Annotated in this window: 11 protein-coding genes; 5 read left to right on the top strand and 6 right to left on the bottom strand. The window is 73.2% G+C overall.

Translation table 11 applies throughout. The features are described 5' to 3' along the window. Positions 1-2: 2 nt before the first annotated feature. Positions 3-998, bottom strand: a complete 996-nt coding sequence (locus tag DB32_RS03355; protein ID WP_169791321.1) for a tetratricopeptide repeat protein — start codon at positions 996-998, stop codon at positions 3-5. 89 nt (positions 999-1,087) lie between these two features. Between DB32_RS03355 and DB32_RS03360 the strand changes: the two genes are divergently transcribed. After that, positions 1,088-3,361 carry a putative metal-binding motif-containing protein gene (locus tag DB32_RS03360; protein WP_169791322.1) on the top strand — a complete coding sequence of 758 codons (2,274 nt, stop codon included), beginning with the start codon at positions 1,088-1,090 and terminating at the stop codon, positions 3,359-3,361. Positions 3,362-3,789: 428 nt separating this feature from the next. Here DB32_RS03360 and dctP read toward each other — a convergent pair whose 3' ends face one another. From dctP to DB32_RS03375, 3 genes are all read right to left on the bottom strand, one after another. Next, positions 3,790-4,794 (bottom strand): TRAP transporter substrate-binding protein DctP, encoded by a 1,005-nt coding sequence (gene dctP, locus DB32_RS03365; RefSeq protein ID WP_053230972.1) that lies wholly within the window; start codon positions 4,792-4,794, stop codon positions 3,790-3,792. Between the two features lie 62 nt (positions 4,795-4,856). Beyond that, a complete protein-coding gene (locus DB32_RS03370) occupies positions 4,857-5,852 on the bottom strand; it encodes an aldo/keto reductase (protein ID WP_053238666.1) in 996 nt (331 codons plus the stop codon). 5 nt (positions 5,853-5,857) lie between these two features. Then, a complete protein-coding gene (locus DB32_RS03375) occupies positions 5,858-6,955 on the bottom strand; it encodes an alpha-E domain-containing protein (protein WP_205627018.1) in 1,098 nt (365 codons plus the stop codon). A 98-nt stretch (positions 6,956-7,053) separates the two neighbouring features. Between DB32_RS03375 and DB32_RS46345 the strand changes: the two genes are divergently transcribed. The 3 genes from DB32_RS46345 to DB32_RS03390 are packed head-to-tail and all read left to right on the top strand — an operon-like array spanning position 7,054 to position 10,159. After that, on the top strand, positions 7,054-7,893 hold the full coding sequence (locus DB32_RS46345; protein WP_053230973.1) for an AgmX/PglI C-terminal domain-containing protein: 840 nt from the start codon (positions 7,054-7,056) through the stop codon (positions 7,891-7,893). Between the two features lie 4 nt (positions 7,894-7,897). Then, positions 7,898-8,944 carry a TraB/GumN family protein gene (locus DB32_RS03385; protein WP_053230974.1) on the top strand — a complete coding sequence of 349 codons (1,047 nt, stop codon included), beginning with the start codon at positions 7,898-7,900 and terminating at the stop codon, positions 8,942-8,944. Between the two features lie 39 nt (positions 8,945-8,983). Next, complete coding sequence (locus tag DB32_RS03390; protein WP_053230975.1) at positions 8,984-10,159, top strand: helix-turn-helix domain-containing protein; 1,176 nt, start codon at positions 8,984-8,986, stop codon at positions 10,157-10,159. A 32-nt stretch (positions 10,160-10,191) separates the two neighbouring features. Here the strand turns inward: DB32_RS03390 and DB32_RS03395 are convergent, their stop codons facing one another. Further along, positions 10,192-13,749, bottom strand: a complete 3,558-nt coding sequence (locus DB32_RS03395; RefSeq protein WP_053230976.1) for a serine/threonine-protein kinase — start codon at positions 13,747-13,749, stop codon at positions 10,192-10,194. Next, a complete protein-coding gene (locus DB32_RS03400; protein WP_053230977.1) occupies positions 13,750-14,967 on the bottom strand; it encodes an ATP-grasp domain-containing protein in 1,218 nt (405 codons plus the stop codon). Between the two features lie 71 nt (positions 14,968-15,038). Between DB32_RS03400 and DB32_RS03405 the strand changes: the two genes are divergently transcribed. Beyond that, the gene (locus tag DB32_RS03405) at positions 15,039-16,268 is read left to right on the top strand and encodes an ATP-grasp domain-containing protein (RefSeq protein ID WP_053230978.1); all 1,230 of its coding nucleotides are present in this window, start codon (positions 15,039-15,041) and stop codon (positions 16,266-16,268) included. Positions 16,269-16,288 lie beyond the last annotated feature (20 nt).

Raw genomic sequence — 16,288 nt, forward strand, 5'->3', positions numbered from 1 at the left:
GATCAGAAGCGCCCGTCGAGCACGAGGCCCGCGTGCTGCGGACCGATCGCGGGCAGCACGCGGAGCGCGGTGGGCTGCGCCTCCATCAGCTCGGGCTCGGGCATCGCGCCCCAGTCGGTCACGAAGATCAGCACGATCGAGGTGACCGCGAAGAGGCCCGCGACGCCGTACATCACGTCGGCGGCGAGCGCGAAGTCGCGGATCTCGGCGCGGCGCGCGCTGGGATCGAGGCCGCATCCCGCGGTGTCGCGGCACGCTTCGGCGTCCTGGCTGAGCGTCATCGCGTTCACGCCGAGCCCGATCGCGATGCCCAGCGACGCGACCGCGAGCGCGGTGCTCGTGACGAAGAGCGCGGGCGTGACGCCGCGGAAGTCGGAGAGGCGCGCGAGCTCCAGCTCGAGCTCGATGCGCTGTCGCGACGCGACCTGGATCTCGCGGCGCAGCACTTCGTAGCCCTGCGCGCGCACCTCGATCGTGTGCTGGCCGCCGGGGATGTGGACCTCGCCGGGCGCGACGCCGACCTGCCACTCGCCGAGCCACACCTCGGCGGTATCGGGGCCGCCCTCCGCGATCGTGATCGCGACGGTGCCGAGCAAGCGCTCGAGCGCGCGCAGGCTCGCTTCGACCTCGGCGCGATCCTCGGCGCCGTCGCCGCCCTCGTCGAGGTAGCGGCGGTACATGTCGATCGCGAGATCGTAGCGGTGCAGCTCTTCGTACGCGCGACCGAGGTTGTAGAGGACGAAGAACTGGTTCGGATGTCCTTCGAGCAGCTCGTAGATGCGCTGGAACTCGGCGAGCGCGCCGCGGTAGTCGCCCTGCTCGAAGAGGCGCTCCGCGCCTTCGTACCGCTCCATCGCTTCGGCGAGCTCGGGCGAGGGCGGCGGCTCCTCGGGCGCGGCGTCGCTCGGAGCGGCTGCGTCCTGGGCGCGGCCTCGCGATGGAAGCGCGAGCATCGGGACGAGGACGAGCGCGAGAGCGAGCCGGGGCAGGAGTCGCACGACGTGGTTCTCTCGCGTGCGCGTCGTCGCGTCAACAGCCAGGCCGCGAGCGCGCACGCGCGTCGCGCTTGGTGTACCGTCGCGTCGAGATGCGCCGAACCGTCCCGCTCGTCCTCGCGCTCTGCGTCGTCGTTCCAGGCTGCTCGCTCACCGGGCTCGATCGCTTCGACTGGCCGGACTGCGACGAGTGCGAGGTGCTGAACGAGCGTGATCGCATCGGCGACGACGACTGCGAGCGCTGGCAGTGCGATCTGCAGACCGACGAGTGCCGCTTCGGACCGCTCGATCAGGACGGCGATCAGCACGGGCCGCTGCGCTGTGGGGGCGACGACTGCGACGACACCGCCGCGAGCGCGTACGCGGGCGCGAGCGAGATCTGCAACGGCATCGACGACGACTGCAACGGATGGATCGACGACGCGAGCATCGACGCGGCAGCGCCGGTCGCGGTGCTCGATGCGCCGTCGGCGCCGCGTTGGGTCTCGAGCGCGAGCGTCGAGGGCGGTCTGATCGCGGCGTACCAGACGTCGGGGGGCGCGGGCGTCGAGGTGATCGACGATGCGTCGCCGATCACCGCGGGCGAGCCGCTCGTGCTCGCGACGACCGCGCCGCCGTACGAGACGTCGAACGCGGACGTGGTCGACGGGTGCGCGAACGACGTGCAGAGCGCGCAGCCGCTGCAGCGGTGCGGTGAGGGCGATGCGTGTCCCACGGGACAGGAGTGCGTGACGTCGCGGGCGGGAGATCGACTCTGCGACGAGCCGCTCACGGGCGGGACCGAGCCGGGCGAGTGCACGCACGACGCCGAGTGCGACGACGGCGTGTTCTGCAACGGGCACGAGAGCTGTGAGCCGATGAGCCCGGCGTCCGACTCGTTCGGGTGTCGCGCGCCCGAGCGGGACACGCCGTGCACGACCGGCGAGACCTGCATCGAGAGCGGGCGCCTCTGCACGCGCGTGTCGCCCGCGGCCAGCGCGTGTGGGATCGCGGACGCGGCGATCGCGAGCACCGGCGACGGCGAGTGGATCGCCGCGGCGATCACCGACAGCGGGTGCGCGACGGGCGCGCTGCGCCTCGGGTACTTCGTCGAGTCGCCGGGGCGCGCGCCGGAGTCGCGGTATCCGGTGCGTCGCGTGGTGCAGCGCGGAGATGCAGCGGCGACGCGATCGACGAGCTGGCTCGGCATCGACGTGAGCGCGGCGGAGCGCTGCCCGGGGCCTGCGACCGGTCGCGCGGAGGGCGCGCCGCTCGGCGCGAGCGGACCGTCGATCGCGGCGCTTCCTGCGGATCGCGACGCGGGACGGCTGCGCGCGCAGGGCCTCGTCGTGTACCTCGCGGGGCCGCTGTGTCGCGGGCTGGGCACGTGCAGCAGCGATCCGTCGCGACGTCCGGCGGGCGCCGATGGATCGCTCGACGTGGAGCTCGTCGGGGTGTGGCTCGAGGAGGGCAGCGCGGGCGGCGCGCAGGTCGGGTGGGTGAACGCGTCGGGGTCGGGCGAGCCGGTGAGGCTCGGCGTGTCGAGCGGCGCCGGCGCGACGCGCGCGTCGGTGAGCGCGTGGACGAGCGGCGCGCGCGCGGGGTACGTGATGACGTATCCGCTCGCGAGCGGCGGAGTCGCGCTGCACGTCGTGCCCGCGATGAGCGATCCCGCGCCGGTGTGTCCGTCGCCGGAAGATCAGACGTGCACCGACGACGGCGATTGCTCGGGCGGCGCCCGTTGCAGGCGGATGCGCGCCGACGATCCGATGGGGCGCTGTCAGCTGCGGCCGTGCGTGTCGGAGTTCGATCCGCGGGCGACGCAGCTCGACGATCGCGCGCGCGTGACGCCGGAGCTGGTCGTGCCGGAGGCGATCACGGGGTTCGCGGGCGCGACGGTCGCAGGGGACGTCGCGGTCGCGATCGGGCGGACGCGCGAGGACGGGACCGTGGAGCTCGCGCTCGCGTGGGAGGAGACGAACGGGGTCGCGGTCGCGCTCGCGACGCTGGATCCGGCGAGCGGCGCGATCACCGAGGGCGGGGTGCAGCGGTTCGCGTCGGCGGCGCCGGATCAGATCGCGATCACGCACGTGAGCGCGGGGCTGGTGCGCGAGAACGCGGAGATCGAGGGCGAGGAAGTCGACGCGTCGTCGCTCGGCGGGTTCGTGGCGACGTGGCGCTCGGGCGCGAGCGGTGAGGGTGACACGCGGGCGGTGCGCATCGCGGACCTCGATGGGAGCGCGGTCGCGCCGGGGGCGATCGTGGTGGCGACCGAGAGCGCGCAGCCGCGGGCGTTCGTGGGCTCGGGGGCGCGGGCGTCGGTGCTCGCGCATCAGGGGGCGAGCTTCGTGGTGGTCCCGGCGGTGTGCGGGCAGCGCGCGCGGTGAGGGGTCGCCGGGCGCCTGGCGTGGGGCATGCGCTGGCCGACCGTGGTTGAGGTTTTTCGCAATGGTTTCGCGGCATCCGGGAGCCGCGAAACCGACCGTGGTTGAGGTTCGCGAGGCCGACGAGCGTCGGATGGCGGCCGCCAGGCGGCCGCCTGGCGGGCGTCATCGCATGCGACGGCGAGCGAAATCTCCGCGCCCAGTGCGGCTCGAGATCGACCGCGGGCGCGGCTCGTCTGGCCAGCAGCGAGCGGGTGGGCCGCCTGCAATCGCGGCCCCTCGATCGCGGACAGAAACCGACCGTGGTTGAGGTTTTCCTCAATGATTCCGCAGCGCCCACCCGGCTGCAAAACCGACCGTGGTTGAGCTCAGACCGAGCTCAGACCACGCCCGCCACCCCCTCAATCGCAGACGTGGCCACCACCCCGCGATCACTGCTCGCCGAACGCCGCCGCCCGCGCGACCAGCGCGGGGTCCGCGATGCGCGACGCGACGCGATCGCGCACCTGACGACCGACCGCGCGCCACGCCGTCACGTCCGCCGGCGTCGCGCGCGTGATCTGCATCCCGCGCCGCACCATCGCGTCGATCGACTCCTGCTCCGCGCGCGACGCGTTCCGCCGCGCGAGCCCGTGGAACTGCGCGCCCGTCTCCGTGAGCACCTGCTGCTGCGCGGGCGTGAGCGACTGGAACGTGCGCTCCGAGATCACGCTGCCGCCCACGAGGATCGCGACCGCCGTGTCGCCCATGTGCGTCGCGTGCGCGCTCCACTGCAGCGCGACCGCCACCGCCGGCGGCGCGAGGAACGTGTCGATGCGTCCCGTCTGCAGCCCACCGAGCACCTCGGGCACCGAGAGCGACACCGGGTTGCTCCGCACGAAGTCGAAGAGCACCGGCAGGATCACGTCGTCCGAGCGCACCCAGAACCGGCTCGCCGACAGATCGGTCGGCGTGTGGATCTCGCGGTTCGAGAAGAGGTGCGCCGAGCCCACGTCCGCCCAGCCGAGCATGCGGAAGCCCTGGCCGATCATCCCCTGCTCGATCTCCGGCGCGAGCGCCGCGCGCGCGGCCTCGACCTGCTCGTAGCGAAGGAACGTGCCCGGCAGCTGGAAAACCAGCGCGGGCCGATGGATCTGCGCGAGGCCGGTCGACGTCACACCACCCGCGTCGAGGCGCCCCGATCGAATCTTGCGGATCACCTCCGGCTCGTCGCCCTGCACGCCGCCCGAGTAGAAGCGCAGCTGCAGCGATCCTTCGGTGCGTCGCCGGATCTCGCGGTTCCACGCGTCGAGCCCGCGCATGATGAGCGAGCCGGGCGGCGCGAGCGTCGCGAAGGTGATCGTGCGTGTCTGCGTGTCCTGCGCGCCCGAGGGCGCGTGGGGCAGCAACACGAACGCGAAGGCGAGGAGAAGAGCGATCAGGGCGCGGATACGCATGCGCGCGACCGTAACACAAGATCGTGAGACGGTTGCTACAGCAACGATTCCTCGCGAAAAGCTCAGCGATCACCGCCGATCGCGACGAGCCCTTCCTCGGTGCGATCGGTCGCGGGCGGCGGCGCCGTCGAGAGCAGCGAGATCGACTCGCGCAGCTCGCACGTCATCCCGATGTCCACCGCGCCGAGCACCGCGTCGAGCTGCGCGACGCTGCGCGCGCCGAGCAGCGGCGCCGTGACCGCGGGGTGCGACGCGACCCACGCCACCGCGAGCGCCGCCGGATGCCAGCCGTGATCACGCGCGAGCGCGACGAAGCGATCCGCCGTCTCGTACACGCTCGGATCGCCGTAACGCACGCGGTAGACCTCCCAGTCGACGAGGCGCCCCGCCGACGGTCGATCGTGCACGCCGTACTTCCCCGAGAGCAGCCCGCCTCCGAGCGGCGAGTACGGGAACACGGCGAGCCCTTCGTCCTGTGCCATCGGCAGCAGCTCGACCTCGGCCTGGCGCTTCACGAGGCTGTACATCGGCTGGATCGCCGCGAGCGGCGCCCATCCGCGCATCCGCTGGATGCCGAGCGCCTTGCTCACCTGCCACGCCGCGAAGTTGCTCACCGCGGGGTAGAGGATCTTCCCGCTCTGCACGAGCTGCTCGAGCCCGCGCAGCGACTCCTCGAGGTCGGTGCGCTCGTCGAAGCGATGCAGGTAGTAGAGCTCGATGCGATCGGTGCCGAGCCGCCGCAGCGATCCCTCGACGCTGCGCACGAGGTGCAGCCGCGAGCTGCCGCGATCGTTCGGCCCACGCGCACCGCTCGGGAAGTACGCCTTGCTCGCGAGCACGATGCGATCGCGCTCGCCGCGGATCAGCGCGCCGAGGATCTCCTCGCTGACGCCCTTCTGGTAGATGTCCGCCGTGTCGAAGAGGTCGATCCCCGCGTCGCGCGCGCGCCGATAGATCGCGGCCGACGTCTCGCGATCGGCCTCGCCGCCGAACGTCATCGTCCCGAGCGCGAGGCGCGAGACCTTGATGCCGGTGCGCCCGACGAACGCGTGCTGCATCGCGATCAACCCTGCGACTGTCGCTGCGACTGCGACTGCGCCATCGGCATCGCCACCGACTGCGTCTGCGTCTGGACACGCGCCGGCGGCAGCTGCGACTCCGCGCGCGTGCTCACCGGCCGCGGCGCGAGGAACTCCTCGTAGATCGCCTGGCCCACACCGTTCAGCTTCGTCTGCAGCGCGTCGATCCACGCGTGCAGCTCCGCGCCGCCGTCACCGAGCACCTTGCTCGCGTCGCCCTGCTCGAGCTCGGTGCGCAACGTCGCGACGAGCGCTTCCGGAGGCAGCGTGCGACCCTCGAGCGAGTTGCCGGTGATCGCGTGGAGCGAGCGCTCGGCCTTCGTCACGCAGTAGCGCACCGAGCGCGGGAACTTGTTCTCGAAGAGCAGGAACTCGACGACGCGCTCGGGGACGATGCGCCCGTGGCGCTTGCGGTACATCTCGAGCGCGCTCGCGCTCTTCAGCAGCGCGGCCCACTGGATCTCGTCGATCGCGCCCGCGAGCGCGCTCCGCTGCGAGAGCAGCAGGAACGCCTTCACGTCGACGATGCGCGAGGTCTTGTCGGCGCGCTCGAGCAGGCGGCCGAGGCGCCCGAAGTGCCACGCCTCGTTGTGCGTCATCGTGAGGTACGTGACGCCGACGAACGCGTGGCAATCGTGCTTGATGCGGTCGTAGAGCTCGCCGGGCGACGCGAACGCGGCGACCGGATCGCGCGAGGCCTCTTTCACCGAGAGGTACATCTCGTTGAGCTGCTTCCACATCTCGCTCGAGATCACCTCGCGCACCGACCGCGCGTTCTCGCGCGCGGCGCGCAGACACGACGCGATCGAGTTCGGATAGCTGCGGTCGAACGTGAGGAACTCCATCACGTTCTCGCGCGTCGGTGCGCCGTACTTCTCCTTGAAGAGCGCGTGATCGCCGGTCGTCGCGACGAGCGAGGCCCACGGGCTCGCGCCGTGATCGGTCGGCGCGTCGAGCGTCAGGTGGAGGTTCACGTCGACGAAGCGCGCGACGTTCTCGGCGCGCTCGACGTAGCGATTCATCCAGTGGACCGCGTCGGCGACGCGCGACAGCAGGGGAGGCTCGGACGGCGACAGGCTCACGACACGAGCGTAGAGGACGAGCGCACGACGTGGAAGCTTCGAGATCGCGCGCAACACACTCGAAACAAGGGCGCGCATCGCGTGTAGGATCGCCGCGCATGCGTGCGTCGCTCTTCTCTCTCGTCGTCGGGTCGGTCACGGTGCTCGCGTCGCCGCTCGTCGCCCGCGCGCAGCTCGAAGGACATCGCGTGCAGGTCGTGACGTCGAGCGCGCCGAGCGCGGCGGATGCGGCCCGCGTGCTCGAGGTGCAGCAGGACGGCCTCGACGCGTGCACACGATCGGCGCAGGCGATCGGCGCGTCGACCGAGGCGCGCGTCGGGCTCGCGATCGACGCGCGCGGTCGCACCGCCGCGCAGGTGCTCGACGCCGCGGCGAGCGAGCCGATCACACGGTGGCGCGCCTGCGTGTCGCGTGCGCTCTCGCGCGTCCGGTTCACGCCCGGCGCCGCGCGCACCATCGAGGTGCGCGTCGGTTGGATCACACCGCCGCGCGAGCCACCGCTCGGCGCGGTGACGGGCTCGGACGCCGCCGAGCCCGCGCGCTCGAGCGGCCTCGGAGCGCGCGTTTCCCGCGAGAACGGGCCTCCCACCGAGCCGCTCGGATCGCTGCCCCGCGAGACGATCCGTCGCGTCATCCGCGCGCACATCGGTGAGGTGCGCGCCTGCTACGAGCGTACGCTCGCGCGTCGGCCGGACGCGCGAGGGCGCGTGGTGGTGTCGTTCATCATCGCCCCCGACGGAGCGGTCCAGAGCGCGGCGGTCGGGGAAGATGACATCGGTGATGCCGAGCTCGGCGAGTGCATCACGGGCGCGGTGCGTACGTGGGTGTTCCCCGCGCCCGATGGCGGCGGCGTGGTCGGCATCAACTATCCGTTCGTGCTCGACTCGCAGCAGCGGGGCGGCGCGCGCCCGCCGGTCGAGCCACCCCGCGAGGACTGAGCGCATGTCGATCACGATGCGCCTGCTGCTCGTGCTCTCGTGCTCGCTCTTCCTCGTCGCCTGCGGCGGCGGAGGTGGCGCGCCGCTGCGCGTTGGCGTCGGCGGCGACGTCACGCGTCAGCACCGCGCGCCCGATCCCGATCCCGTCGCCGATGCGACGCCGCGTGCGTGGCTCTGGGAGATCAGCGGTGGAGGCTCGCTCGCTCCCTCGTACGTGCTCGGCACGATGCACCTCGGGGTCACACGCCGCCGCGCGCTGCCGCCGCCGCTCGACGAGTTCCTCCAGCAGTCACGCGTCGTCGTGATGGAGATCGATCCCCGCGAGCTCGATCGCATGTTCGCCGGAGAAGGCGCGGCCGCCCCGACGTCGAGCGCGGCGCCGCGCCGGGTGTCGCGCCGCGAGTGGCTCGATCGCGCGCTCCCTCCCGCGACGTGGCAGCTCCTCGTCGACGAGCTCGGCGCGCGTGTCGCGCCCGACGTGCTGCGCCGCATGCCGCCGGGGCTGCTCTCGCTCTACCTCTCGCAGGTGCGCATGGCCGAGGTCGAGGCGCTCGAAGAAGGACGCACGCCGGTGCGCGGCGCGGCATCGACGGCGCGGCTCGATCAGTCGATCTTCGAGTGGGCCGTCGCGATGGGTCGCCCGGTGATCCCGCTCGAGACGCCGGAGCAGGCGCTCGACGCGCTCGAGCGCGTCAGCCACGGCAGCGCGCTCGACGGCTTGCGCGAAGTGCTCGAGCGAGCGGACGACGCGCGCGCCGAGCAGGCGCGGCTCCGCGAGGCGTACCTCTCGCTCGACGACGCGCGCACGCGCGCGCTGCTCGACGAGGAGATGGACGCCGAGACGCGCGAGATCCTGCTCCTCGCGCGGAATCGCGCGTGGATGGAAAACCTGATCCCGCAGATCGAGGAAGGTCGCGCGTTCGTCGCGGTCGGGCTCGCGCATCTGCTCGGCGAGCAGAGCGTGCTCTCGATGCTCGAGGCGCGCGGGTTCCAGGTGCGTCGCGTCGGCGGTCGGGAACGCCCGCCCCAGCGCGAGCACGCGCGTCGCTGAGGGTTCCGCGCGCCCGCGCGTGCAGGTATCGTCGATCGCGTGGAGGGGACCACGGGGGCGTGGCTCGGGCGCTACCTCGAGCCCGACACGATCCGCAGCGACGGCGCGTTCGCGCGCTTCGCCACGCGCAGGCTCGAGGACGGCGCGGCGTGCGTCGTGATCACCGGCGCCGGCGGCGCGCTCGCCGAGCTCGCGCGCGCTCATCGCGAGGTGCTGCACCCGTCGATCCCACCCGTCACGCACCAGGGCGATCTCTTCGTGGAGCTCGCGAGCGATGCGCGCATCGACGGGATCGAGCTCGTCGCGCGCTGCATCGCGCAGCGGCGGACGCTCGAGCACGCGCAGCTCGACGCGCTGGTGATCGCGACCGTCGACGCGCTGCGCGCGGCCGCGTCGTGCGGTCGCTTCGCGGGACGGCTCTCGCTCGCGAGCCTCTTGGTGTCGGCGCGCGGGGAGCTCGCGCTGATCGGGCTCGGGCATCGCGTCGCGGTCGACGACGAGCGCGGCGCGATCGCGGTGGCGCACGCGGTGTTCCAGGCGCCCGAGGTCGGCGCCGGCGGCGCGGCGAGCGCATCGGGCGATCTGATCGCCTGCTGGCAGCTGTGGAAGGCGTTGCTCGCGCTCGCCGAGCTCCCCGACCCGCTCGCTCGTGCGCTGCGCGGTGAGCCGCGCGACGAGGACGCGCCGATCGCCGCGGCGCTGCGCGAGATGGAGCGCTGGGCGAGCGAGAGCGCGGATCGGCGCGCCGGCTACGACGAGGGCCAGCGTCGCTGGGCCGCGCTGCGCGCCGCGATCGGCGTCGAGCCCGACCCCGAGGGCCTGTCGCGCGTGCTCGGCGACGTCGCGCTCGGTCTCGATCCCGCGCTCCGGCTCGACGAGTGGGGCGAGGCCACGGAGGAGAGCGTCGCGCTCGGCCCCGCCGGCGCGTGGATCGACACCGCGCGCGGCGAGCGCGTGAAGCTCGGCCCCGCGCTGCGCAACGTGCTCGCGCTCCTGCTGCAGCGTCACGCGGAGGACCCCGGGCGCACCACGTCGACGTGGGAGCTCCTCGAGATCGGCTGGCCGGGCGAGTCGATCCAGCCCGACGCCGGCGCGAACCGCGTGTACGCGACGATCCGCAGGCTGCGCAACATGGGGCTGCGCGGCGTGATCGAGCGGCACGACGACGGCTATCGCATCGTGCCCGGGGCGCAGATCACCTGGATCCAGGAGTAGTCGGAGTTCTCGAACGATCCGCGCCGGGTCGTTCAGGAGATCCGAACGCCGGGGAGCAACATCGACGCGAGGCGCGCGGGCGCGCGGACGCGCTCCCGCTCGGCCCACTCGCGTGCCGCCGCGCGATGTCGCGCGTCGTGCGGCGCGAGCGCGATCCGCGCGGCCGCGGACCACAGGCCGAGCTCGGCGCGATCGAGCGCGTCGATCGTGTCGCCCAGCCGCGCGAGCGCGCGCTCGTGATCCTGCTTCGCCGCCACGCACGCCGAGAGCATCGACGCGAGCGCACCGGTCCAGGGCCGCGACTCGCGCGCCAGCTGTGCGATGACGAGGCGCGCCCACGCGAGGCGCGGGGGCGAGCCGATCGCGATCGAGGTCGTCGCGTCCATCACCAGCATGTGCGCACGCGTCCACTGCGTGCGCGCGAGGAGCGAGCGCACGAGCCGGCCGCGGGTGCGCGCGTAGAGCGCCCGCGCATCGCGCGCGCGTCCTTCGTAGAGCGCGACCGCGACGCGTCCCCACAGATCGAACCAGCTCTGCACCACGAACCCGCGCGCTCCGAAGCCGTCCATCGCCGCGTCGAGATCGGCGTGCGCGCGCCGCGGATCGTCGGCCGCGAGCCAGCGCAGGATCATCAAGCCCTGGCGGTGGTTCGTCAGCGCGTAGCGCTCTCCGCGCTGCTCGGCGACGCGCTCGTGCTCGGCGAGCCGGTGCGCCAGCGCGTCGAGCCGTCCTTCGATCGCGAGCGTCGCGTTCGCGAACGTCTGCGCGGTGGCGATCTCCTTCGCCGTGCCGATCGTCTCGCGCGCGAAGATCGCCTCGGCGCGCTCGCAGTGCGCGCGGGCGCGCGCGTTGTGGCCGAGGTGGAACTCGGTGAGCGCCGAGGCCGCCTCGAAGCATCCGCGCGCGTACGCGTCGCCGTGTGCCTCGGTGAGGGCGCGCGCGTGCGCGAGCACCGCGCGCGTGTGCGCCTCGGCAGGCCCTGCTTCGTTCGCGAGGAACGCGACGTGCCACGAGAGCGTCGCGGCGAGCCTCCTCCGATCGCCGATCGCGAGCGTGCGGTGCAGCGCCTCGCTCATCAGGTCCGCGGAGCGGATCGAGTCGACGACCGAGAGCCCGACGGCGCCCGACATGCACGCATCGATGCGTCGCAGCTCGGCGGGATCGGGCGTGCGCTCGGCGCTCGGCGCGAGCCCGTGGCGGAGGATGCGCACGCGGTTCGCGATCAGCGTCGCGATCGCGTGCATCGGAGAGCGGCGGACGACGACGCCCGACAGCGCGAGCACCTCGTCGAGCAGCGCCGTGCCCTCGGCGAAGAACCCCGAGCGCAGCAGCTGCTCGGCCGCGCGCCGGCGAAGATCGAGGCGGCGATCGGGATCGCGCTCGCCCCGCTCCGCGTCGAGGTACGCGCTCGCGGCGTCGCGCCCTCGCCCCGCGTGCGCGAGCGCGTCCCCGAGCGCGACCCGCAGCGTGCGCGTGTGATCGTCGTCCTCGGCGCGGTGCGCGATCGCGAACCGATAGAGCTCCGCCGCGCGCGCGAACGCGAGCGCCTGTGCGGCGCGATGCGCGCCCGACTCGGCGAACGACGCGGCGCGCTCGAGCTCCCCGGCGCCCTCGAGGTGCCGGCAGATCCACACCGGATCGATCCCGGGGCGTGCCTCGAGGACGCGCGCGAGCGCGCGGTGCACCTCGCGTCGCCGTGACGCCTCGAGCTCGTCCGCGACGATCTCGCGCACGCGATCGTGGTACGGCTCGATCTCGCTCGCGCCGTCGGCACCGGGACGCGAGCGCGCGAGGCGCGACGTCGTGAGCGCGCGCAGCACCCCGACGTCGGCGCGCGTTCCCGCCGCGGCCGCGACGAGCTCCGGCGAGAGCGGATGCCCCGCGATGCACAGCGTCTCGACCATCGCGCGCGCGCCGGGATCGAGCGTCGCGATGCGGCGGCGGAGCGCGGCCCGCGCGAGCTGATCGGGATCGGTCGCGTCGTCGTCGCCACCGGCGAGCGCGAGCGCCTCGAGCAGGAACGGCGATCCACCGCTGCGCGCGACCTCGCGCGCGTGACGCGACGGATCGATCCCGAGCGCGTCCGCGAGCGCCGCGGCCTCGATCGCGTCGAGCGGAGGCACGTCGATCGTCGCGACGTCGAGCGACGCGAGGTGCGCCAGCGCGGGACCGCGCGCTTCGTCGCGGTGCGCCGCGATCACGCACACGCGCGCCGCCCCGAGCGCGGTGAGCGCGTCGTGGAGGAGACGCGCACCGTCCTCGTCGGCCCACTGCAGGTCGTCGATCGCGATCACGACGGTGCGCCGCGCCGCGATCTGCCGCAGCAGCGACGCGAGCGCCGCGCCGATGCGACGACGGCGCTCGCTGGGATCGAGCGGCGCCTGCCGCGACGCGGGCGCGTCGGCCGCGTCGAGCACCGAGCGGAACACCGGGAACGCCTCGACGAGCGCGATCACGTCCCCGAGATCGTGCAGCTCGTCGCGCAGCGCATCGTCGCTCGCGAGGCGCCGCGCCAGCGCGTCGAGCACCGCGTCGAGCGTCGCGTACGGCACCGTCTCGTGCTCCGAGCAGCGCCCGCGAAGCACCAGCGTGGTCGCGGCGTCGACGCGCGCGAGCACGCGATCGAGCAGCGTGCTCTTGCCGATCCCCGCGGGGCCTCGGAGGAAGCGCACGACGGGCGTGCCACGATCGGCCCGCGCGAGCGCCGCGGCGAGCTCGCTCGCGAGCCCGGCGCGCCCGACGAAGGTGCGCGCGACCGCGAGCGAGGGTTGCGCCACGCGCTGCGCGAGCCGTGCGGTCAGCTCGCGCGCGTCGGGCCGTGTCTCGGGATCGGGATCGAGCAGCGCGTCGATCGCGCTCGCGAGCTCCGCGTCCACGTGCGGCGCCACCTCGCGCACCCCCGGCGCGCGCTGCATCAGCTTGCTCGCGAGGATCGCCGTCGCGTGGCCCTCGAACGGACGGCGCCCGGTGAGCATCTCGAAGCCGAGCACGCCGAGCGCGTAGAGATCGCTCTTCGGGCTCGGCGCGCGCCCGCGCATCAGCTCGGGCGCGACGTACGCGGGTGTGCCCGCCGGCGCCGCGCGGGCCGCGAGCGACGCGTCCGCCAGCGCGAGCCCGAAGTCGAGCAGCACCGGCGTGCCGCGCGCGTCCACCCACGCGTTCGACGGCTTCAGGTCGCGATGCACGATCCCGCTCTCGTGGAGCGCGGCGAGCCCCGCGGTGAGCCCGGCGAGCACCTCTCGCGCGCTCTCTCTGCCGTGGCGCTCCACGTGCGTGAGCACGTCCACGCCGCGCACCAGCTGCATCGTGAAGAAGCAGGCTCCGTCGCGCACGAAGAGCTCGTGGAACGCGACGACGTTCGGATGGCTCACCGACGCGAGCGTGCGGAACTCGTCCTTCAGCGCGAGCAGCGCGTGCGCGTCGAGCTCGTGCGGAACCTTCAGCGCGACGCGCGTGCGCTGCGCGCGATCGAACGCGCGGAACACCGAGGCGTACGCGCCCGCGCCGAGCTTCTGCTCGATCTCGAAGCGTCCGTCCGCGCCCGTGACCGAGCGGAGGACGTGGGCGATCGACGCTCCGTCGCGCTGCATCTACTCCGCGTACATCGTGATGTCGGTCGCGGCGAGCGTCGCCATGCGCACCGTCTCGTCCCAGTCGGGATGGCGCACGACCACGTGCCCGTCGGAGAGCAGCGTCTGCTTCCAGTTGCGGCGCGGCGTGCCCGGGCGGAGCAGCGCGTCCTCGACGACGTAGGGCGCGCACGCGCGCTTCCACGCCTCGAGCCCCTCGATGCGCGTGATGCGTCCCTGCCCCTTCGCGCGCTTGAACACGATCGCGACGTTGAACTTGCGCTCCGTGCGCCCCTCGAACGCGTGCCAGCACACCGCGCGCGCCCACTCGCGGAAGAGGTCGACGTCGGACGTGTAGTTCATCTGATCGACGAGGTGCGCGCCGCCCGGACGACACCCGATCTCGCCGAACACCGCCTCGCCCTTCGGCGTGAGGAACCACTCCATGTGCGTGAACCCGTCGCCCATCCCGAGCGCGCGCAGCACGTCGCGACCGAGCGCGACGCCGGGCTGCAGCTTGCGCTGGCCGAGGTCGCGCACCGTGACGATCACCGGGCTGATCCACTCGTGGGTGCGCGCCTCGAGCGGCTTCGGCAGGTAGCGCGCGACGTTCTCGTAGACCGGCGCGCCGCCGATGCAGACCGTGTCGTACGTGTGCTCCTCGCCCTCGACGTACTCCTCGACGCTCGCCTCGACGACGTGGTCCATCTTCGCGAGCGCGCTCTCGAGCTCCGCGCTCGACGCGACGCGATAGGTGTCCGCGCTCCCCGCGCCCGAGATCGGCTTGATCACGACGGGGAACCCGATGCGCTCGGCGGCCTCGCGCGCCTCGGAGGCCGTGCGGATGCGGAACGCACGCGGCACCCGCAGCCCCGCGGCCGCGACGCGCTCCTTCATCAGCTGCTTGTCGCGGAACGCGCGCACCGTGTCCACGCTCATCCCGGGCACGCCCCAGCGCTCGCGCATCCGCGCGGCGAGCACGACGAGCGGCTCCCAGTTCGCCAGCACCCGATCGATCTCGCGCCCGCGCAGCCACGCCGAGACGCGCTCGATCACGTCGTCCTCGTCCATGATGCGCGGCACCTGCAGGTAGTCGTGCAGGTGCGGTCGCACGTCGCGGGGCAGCGCCTCGCGCGGTGTGTCGCCGACCCCGAAGACCTGCGCGCCGACCTCGGCGAGGCCTCGCGTGTACTGCTGCATCTCGGGGGGATAGGACGGCGAGAGGAAGACGACGCGCATCGCGGTCCGACGTTAACACGACGCCACGCGCGATTGACGTCCTCCGCGCCGACCGTCGATGCTGCACGCAGATGCCGCGCAACCTGATCTTCGTCGCGCCGTTCCCGCTCGAGACCACGATGCGCTTCGCGCGCGCGCTGCCTCGGCTCCGCTCTGTCGGGGCCGGCGACGTGCGCGTCCTCGCGATCATGCAGGAGCCGCCCAAGGGCGACGACGCGCGCGTCTTCGACGACGTGGTGCGAGTGAGCGACGCGCTCTCCGCGCGCGACCTGATCGAGGCGACGCAGCTGCTCGCGTCGCGGCACGGCCCGCCTCATCGCGTGCTCGGCATCCTCGAGGCCGTGCAGGTGCAGCTCGCCGCGGTGCGCGCGCACTTCGGCGTGCCGGGCACCGACGTGCGCACCGCCGATCTCTTCCGCGACAAGGCGCGCATGAAGGACGCGCTGCGCGCCGCGGGCCTGCCGTGCGCGCGCCATCGGCTGCTCGCGAGCATGCGTGACGCGGAGGACTTCGCGCGCGAGGTCGGCTTCCCGATGGTGCTCAAGCCGCCCGCCGGCATGGGCGCCAAGGCGACGTTCCGCGTGAGCGCGATCGACCAGCTGCGCGGCGCGATCGACGGCATGCGCGTCAGCGCGCAGAAGCCGATGCTCGCCGAGGAGTTCCTGCGCGGCCGCGAGCACAGCTTCGAGACGATCACGACCGGCGGACAGGTGCGCTTCCACTCGGTCTCCGAGTACTTCCCGACGCCGCTCGAGGTGCTCGAGAACCCGTGGATGCAGTGGTGCTGCGTCCTGCCGCGCGAGCTGACGCGCGAGCACGACGACGCGCGGGAGGTCGGCGTCGCCGCGATCCGCGCGCTCGGTCTCGACGACGGCTTCACCCACATGGAGTGGTTCCGCCGCGCCGACGGATCGATCGCGATCGGCGAGATCGCGCAGCGCCCGCCGGGCGCGAACATCACGCGCATGACCGGCCTCGCGCACGACTTCGATCCCTACCTCGCGTGGGCGCGCGCGGTGGTCGACGGCGGGTTCGACGGGCCGTACGAGCGACGCTGGTCGGTCGGCTGCGCGTTCTTGCGCGGCATGGGCCGCGGCCGCGTCGCGCGGCTCGAGGGCGTCGACGAGGCGAACGCGAAGGTGCGCCAGTACGTCGAGGAGGCGAAGCTGCCGACGATCGGCGCGCCGAAGAGCGACTCGTACGAGGGCGACGGCTACGCGATCGTGCGCGCCCGAGACACCGACACCGTGAAGAGCGCGCTCAAGACGATCATCGAGACGGTGCGCGTGCACTACGCTTGATGTGGGCGTTGCGCGGCGCG

This window comes from Sandaracinus amylolyticus, assembly GCF_000737325.1.
In the GTDB taxonomy this organism is placed as follows: domain Bacteria; phylum Myxococcota_A; class Polyangia; order Polyangiales; family Sandaracinaceae; genus Sandaracinus; species Sandaracinus amylolyticus.